Annotated in this window: 7 protein-coding genes and 2 pseudogenes; 5 read left to right on the top strand and 4 right to left on the bottom strand. The window is 52.5% G+C overall.

Annotated elements, in window-relative coordinates:
• The first annotated feature begins 56 nt into the window (after window positions 1-56).
• The 4 genes and pseudogenes from POTG_RS14070 to POTG_RS24390 all read left to right on the top strand — a co-directional run bounded on the left by POTG_RS14070 (window position 57) and on the right by POTG_RS24390 (window position 1,634).
• On the top strand, window positions 57-740 hold the full coding sequence (locus tag POTG_RS14070) for a RecB family exonuclease (RefSeq protein WP_009225498.1): 684 nt from the start codon (window positions 57-59) through the stop codon (window positions 738-740).
• Window positions 741-837: 97 nt separating this feature from the next.
• On the top strand, window positions 838-990 hold the full coding sequence (locus POTG_RS24395; protein WP_009225497.1) for a hypothetical protein: 153 nt from the start codon (window positions 838-840) through the stop codon (window positions 988-990).
• Window positions 932-1,108, top strand: a pseudogene (locus POTG_RS25410) (type II toxin-antitoxin system PemK/MazF family toxin); the annotation flags it as partial. The gene POTG_RS24395 and the pseudogene POTG_RS25410, both read left to right, overlap by 59 nt.
• A 58-nt stretch (window positions 1,109-1,166) precedes the next feature.
• Window positions 1,167-1,634, top strand: coding sequence for an MFS transporter (locus POTG_RS24390; RefSeq protein ID WP_321184938.1), 468 nt, complete (start codon window positions 1,167-1,169; stop codon window positions 1,632-1,634).
• 56 nt (window positions 1,635-1,690) lie between these two features.
• Here POTG_RS24390 and POTG_RS14060 read toward each other — a convergent pair.
• The 4 genes and pseudogenes from POTG_RS14060 to POTG_RS14050 form a co-directional block, all read right to left on the bottom strand.
• Window positions 1,691-3,176: pseudogene (locus POTG_RS14060) on the bottom strand (UxaA family hydrolase).
• On the bottom strand, window positions 3,164-4,012 hold the full coding sequence (locus POTG_RS14055) for a hypothetical protein (RefSeq protein WP_313955168.1): 849 nt from the start codon (window positions 4,010-4,012) through the stop codon (window positions 3,164-3,166). The pseudogene POTG_RS14060 and the gene POTG_RS14055 overlap by 13 nt, the downstream one beginning before the upstream one ends.
• An 88-nt stretch (window positions 4,013-4,100) precedes the next feature.
• Window positions 4,101-4,310, bottom strand: a complete 210-nt coding sequence (locus POTG_RS25165; protein WP_260842982.1) for a hypothetical protein — start codon at window positions 4,308-4,310, stop codon at window positions 4,101-4,103.
• Window positions 4,267-4,593: a substrate-binding domain-containing protein gene (locus POTG_RS14050; protein WP_256993098.1), complete on the bottom strand. Its 327-nt coding sequence runs from the start codon at window positions 4,591-4,593 to the stop codon at window positions 4,267-4,269. The genes POTG_RS25165 and POTG_RS14050 overlap by 44 nt, the downstream gene beginning before the upstream one ends.
• Window positions 4,594-4,621: 28 nt before the next feature.
• Between POTG_RS14050 and POTG_RS14045 the strand changes: the two genes are divergently transcribed.
• Window positions 4,622-4,831 (top strand): sugar-binding domain-containing protein (locus POTG_RS14045; RefSeq protein ID WP_036645492.1); only part of this gene is annotated, 210 nt, incomplete at its 3' end.

Genomic DNA, 4,831 nt, shown 5'->3' with positions numbered 1-4,831 from the left:
GGGACCAATTCAGCCGGAGATGGATGGAACATCTCTGATGAAGATTTGCCATTCTAATGCTGTACTCTTATTCCCGGCTCTCGCTTTATGAAACTTGCCCTTATCGATTTTACCAAAAGTACATTTTAGGTAAAAAAGAGCCAGTTACTAAACCACTTGCTCTTGGAAAGGCAGTTCATAAAGCAATTGAGTTAAAGATCAATGGAATATCTGAGCATGAAGCCATTATTGAAGCAATTATCGAATCAGATTTTCATCCCGAAGTGACTTATGAAGAGATTGCTTCATTGGTGCAGCGTGCTCCAGAAGTCAGGGGACAAACGGAAGTTCATTTTGTACTTCCACTTGGAGATGGCATTCAACTTCAAGGCTACATTGATCTTCTGGAAGAAGAACGATTTTGGGATTGGAAATCGAATTGGCGGCCGTACCGAGCTTATGATACAAGGCAGCTTGCATTGTATGCTTGGGCAATTATGAAAATGAGAGGACTCCGGCAAGTCATGGGGACATTGTACTTTCTACGCTTCAGGAAAGCAGAATCGTTTGTATATAACGAGTCTGATGCCAATGAAGCTAGAGAATGGGCGCATGGTTTGGCGGAAGAGATTGAAATGAAGAAGTCTTGTCTGGAATCATTCCCGGATATGGCTTCTTCTTTATTTCCACCTACACCAGGCAGCCATTGTAAGCATTGTCCGTTTGTGCTGGAGTGTTATTTAAAAAAGGGAGAAAGCTGATTCGGTATAAAAGGAATTGTAGAGTCGCACTCTTTGCGAGTGTGCGGATTGAAATGTTACAATGAGCTTAACAATACCGAGCGGAAGGAGGATCGTCATGAACAAGGAGGAAAAGTCAGTGGAGAACACGGGCAACGTTGCTAAGAAAAGTGCACCTATTCCGAAAGATGTCACTGTATTAGGACCAGGCTATGAGTGGTGGTTTGAAAATACTGAGGACGATGTTTATGACGAGAAGTATCGGGACTAGGTATTGTCGTGGAGATATTTGGGTGGCTAAGTTTTCGTACTATGAAGATCCAACTCAATATAAAATGAGACCTGTAATTATCATTTCAAACGATATGCTAAATGAATCGGACGATGTTATTATTTTAGCGCCGATCACCAGTGCGCGTCCTCGAAATGATTATGATGTTGTTATAGATTATTGGGAAGACGCTGGCTTGGATCGTCGCCTCCCCGTTATTTGGCAGTTTGTCGGACAAGCACGGCTCCTTGCCTCTGTTGACGGCCGGATTGTTGGCGATGTCCGGGACGTTAGTTGCTTTAGGTTTTCTTTCCTCCTCGTATCCGATGTTTCTATTAATTACATTGATTGTTTTGCTGGGTGTATCCATGGGGATGATCACTTCGCCCAATACGAGCCTGGTGATGGGCCGTGTGGATCCAAGCCACTTGGGGTTAATCAGCAGTTTACTCGCGTTGTCGCGGAATCTTGGCATGATGTTCGGCACTGCGGCAGGCGGCGCGTTCATAGCCGGCGCAGACGGTTATCGGATGGTTTTCGTCCTCTGTCTTGCGTTGGTGTTCGGTTCCTTAGTTCTCCTGCTTGTTACTGTTCGTCAAGCGCGGCACCGTCGTCGCCATGAGGAGACGGTATTGCCATCCTAAAAAAAGCCATTGCCTGGACGTTAACGTCCAGGCAATGGCTTTTTGGCGTGATTCGCTTACAATGTGACTCCCGTTTTGAAAATAGCCAGCTCGCGGACCTCGTTCTGCTGTTCCGGGTGGGTTGACCGCTGGCTACCGCGATAACGTAATGGAAAAACTGCTCCAGCACTTCTTCTATCGCGTATCCAGCAAGACCCCGGCGTTGAAGTCCATCCAGTGCTGTTTCCGGGCGAACAGTTCGTTGTTCGTGGCGACCTTGACCGTGGGGACGAAGCTGCCAAACGGAGTCCCGCGGCCGGTTGTGAAAAGGACCAGCTGGCAGTCGGCGGCGGCCAGCGCAGAGGAGGCGACCAGGTCATTTCCTGGTGTTTGCAGCAGGCTAAGGCCTTTCTTGCGCAGCTTCTCGCCGTATTTCAGGACGTCGACCACCGGGGCGGTCCCGGCTTTTTGCGTGCAGCCCAGCGATTTGTCCTCCAGCGTACTAATGCCGCCGGCTTTATTGCCGGGCGAGGGATTTTCATAGACAGGCTCGCCGTAGAACAGGAAATATTGCTTAAAATCGTTGATGAGAACAACAATTTGCTCGAACACCTCTTGACTCTCCGCGCGGGCCATCAGCATCTTCTCGGCCCCAAACATCTCGGGAACTTCTGTTAGAATCGTAGAGCCGCCCTGCGAAATGAGAAAATCGGAAAAAGCGCCGAGCAGCGGGTTGGCCGTAATGCCGGAGAAACTGTCCGAGCCGCCACACTTAAGCCCAACGTTCATCTCGCTGAGCGGCACCGGCTCCCGGCGATCGTTGCGCGCCGCTTCAACCAGCTCTTCCAGCAGTGCCAGACCGGCTTCCAGCTCATCCTCGACCTCCTGAGCCACCAGAAATTTGACGCGTTGCTCATCGTAATGGCCCAGCCGCTCCCGGAACTCGGAAACGACGTTATTCTCGCAGCCTAGTCCAAATACGAGAACGCCGCCTGCATTGGGGTGAAGCACGGTATCAGCGAGAATGCTGCGCGTCATGAGATGGTCTTCCCCAAGCTGCGAGCAGCCATAGGGGTGACTCAGCACAGTAATGTTATCGAAGGGACCGAGATCCGGGTGCTCCGCTTTAAAAGCGCGGATCATTTGCTCCGCGATTCCGTTCACGCAGCCGACCGTGGGCACGATGTACAGATCGTTGCGTATGCCGGTTTTTCCATTGGCCCGCCGGTATCCTTGAAAGGTGAAGGAACGCTTCGGATAAATGACGGGGTGCAGGTTCGGTTGATACACGTATTGCTCCTCGCCGGCGAGGTTGGTTCTGATGTTATGCGTATGCACCCACTCGCCAGGAGCGATCGCGGTGACCACATGGCCAATTGAGTAGCCGTATTTTGTAACGGACGAACCGGCGGGGATGGCGGTGAGTGCGATTTTATGGCCTTGAGGAATGTCCTGCGCCGCACGAACAGACTCCTCGTTAAGCTGGAGTTCTTCACCGGCTGTAATTGGCTGTAATGCTACCCCTACATTGTCACGCGGGTTCATTTTCATTAATCGTCGCATAAGCTGCCGCCTCCCAACCATTGTAATGTCGCTCGGGCGCCAAAAGCGTCCAGCTTCCGCACATATTGCTCCAGGGTTCCCGCCAGTTCGGGAACGCTGGATAAATCCTGCCCCCACAGCTCCGTTTCCCGTAACAGGACCGGGATCACTTCAGCGGGCTGTGACCAAGCTTGATCAAAGAGGGCCAGCACCTCCGGGCTGTCCTTTCGCGCAAGCCGATCCCCCCGATAACCAACCAGCAAGGCGGCGAAGGCCAGCGTGATTGGCTTTGGCAGCTCGCCCCGTTCCCGCTGGTAGCGCAGGAGCACAGGCAGCAGCCGGGTTTGGAACTTGGCGATGCTGTTTAGTGAGATCGAAGCCAGCTCGTGGCGGATAAACGGGTTCATGAAGCGCTCACGTACAGCCTCGGCATAAGACAGCAGTCCGGCTCTAGGCAGATCAAGCATCGGAACGATCTCCTGCTCCAGCAGTTCCTTGACGAACACAGAGAGATCCTCGTCGTTCATCACATCTTCGACCGTTGTTAGCCCGGCAAGCAAGCCCGACGCGGCCATGGTCGTGTGGGGGCCGTTTAACAGATGAACCTTCTGCTTGTGGTACGGACGCAGGTCTTCAGTAAAGATGACGTTTAACCCCGCTTCGGTTAATGGCAGCCGTTCAGGCAGCCAGGCAGGGCCATCAATCACCCACAGCTGGTAAGGCTCGGCGGTTACCATCAAATGGTCTTGATGACCGAGCTCTTGCGCCAGTTGCTCTGCTTGCTGCTGCGGGTATCCGGGAACGATCCGGTCTACGAGGCTGCAGCAAAAGGTGTTCTCCTGTTCAAGCCATTGGATGAACCCATCTTGCTAGTTGCGGGTCGAAGTCGACCCTATAGTGTAATGACTAACAGTCAGTAAGCATGATTCACTGTTCCAGATTAGATCAGGAGATCTTGGCCACGGACTGTCGAATCACCAATGCCGTTGGGACGAACAAGGTCTCGCTGGATGGTTCAGTTGGTTGTTCCTGATCCGATGCTCCTGGGCCAGCAGGCTGCATTAGCTCGATCAGCTTGCGGGTTCCGAGTTCGCTGATATCGGCGACCGGCTTACGGATGGTCGTCAAGGCGGGGTTGGTGTATCCAGCGAACACAATATCGTCGAACCCGATCAGCGACACCTGATTCGGCACGTTCACCCCCCCGGGCGAAGCAGACGTTCATCGCCCCGATCGCCATATCGTCGTTCGCGCAAAATACCAACGTTGGCGGCTCCTTCAGATCCAGCAGCGCGTTCATCATCCGGTACCCGCTATCGATGCTGTAATCGCCGGCAACTTGATATTCAGCAGGGAGGGAAAGACCGTGGGCGAGCAAGCTTTCCAGGAAGCCTTGCTTCCGTTCTGTCGCAGACCGAAAGCCTGCTTTGCTTTCCATGATGGCCAGCCGCCGGTGGCCTTGATCGATGCTGGAGAAGAACAGTCCGATCGTGTACGTCCTTTTCAGTTGGGACGATCTAATCGTGCCTTCTTGCTGGCAAACGAATGGGTATGATCAGCTGCATTATACGAACGTCAACTATCCGATTCCCTACGATCCGTCGTTTGTGCCGGATGACAATCCTGCGGGAACTTATGTAAGGGATTTCAATCTGACCGAAGCATGGACGAAGAAA

The organism is Paenibacillus sp. oral taxon 786 str. D14 (assembly GCF_000159955.1).
Taxonomy (GTDB): domain Bacteria; phylum Bacillota; class Bacilli; order Paenibacillales; family Paenibacillaceae; genus Fontibacillus; species Fontibacillus phoenicis.
The sequence above is the reverse complement of the archived record's forward strand: the minus strand, read 5'-3'. Positions and strand labels throughout refer to the sequence as shown.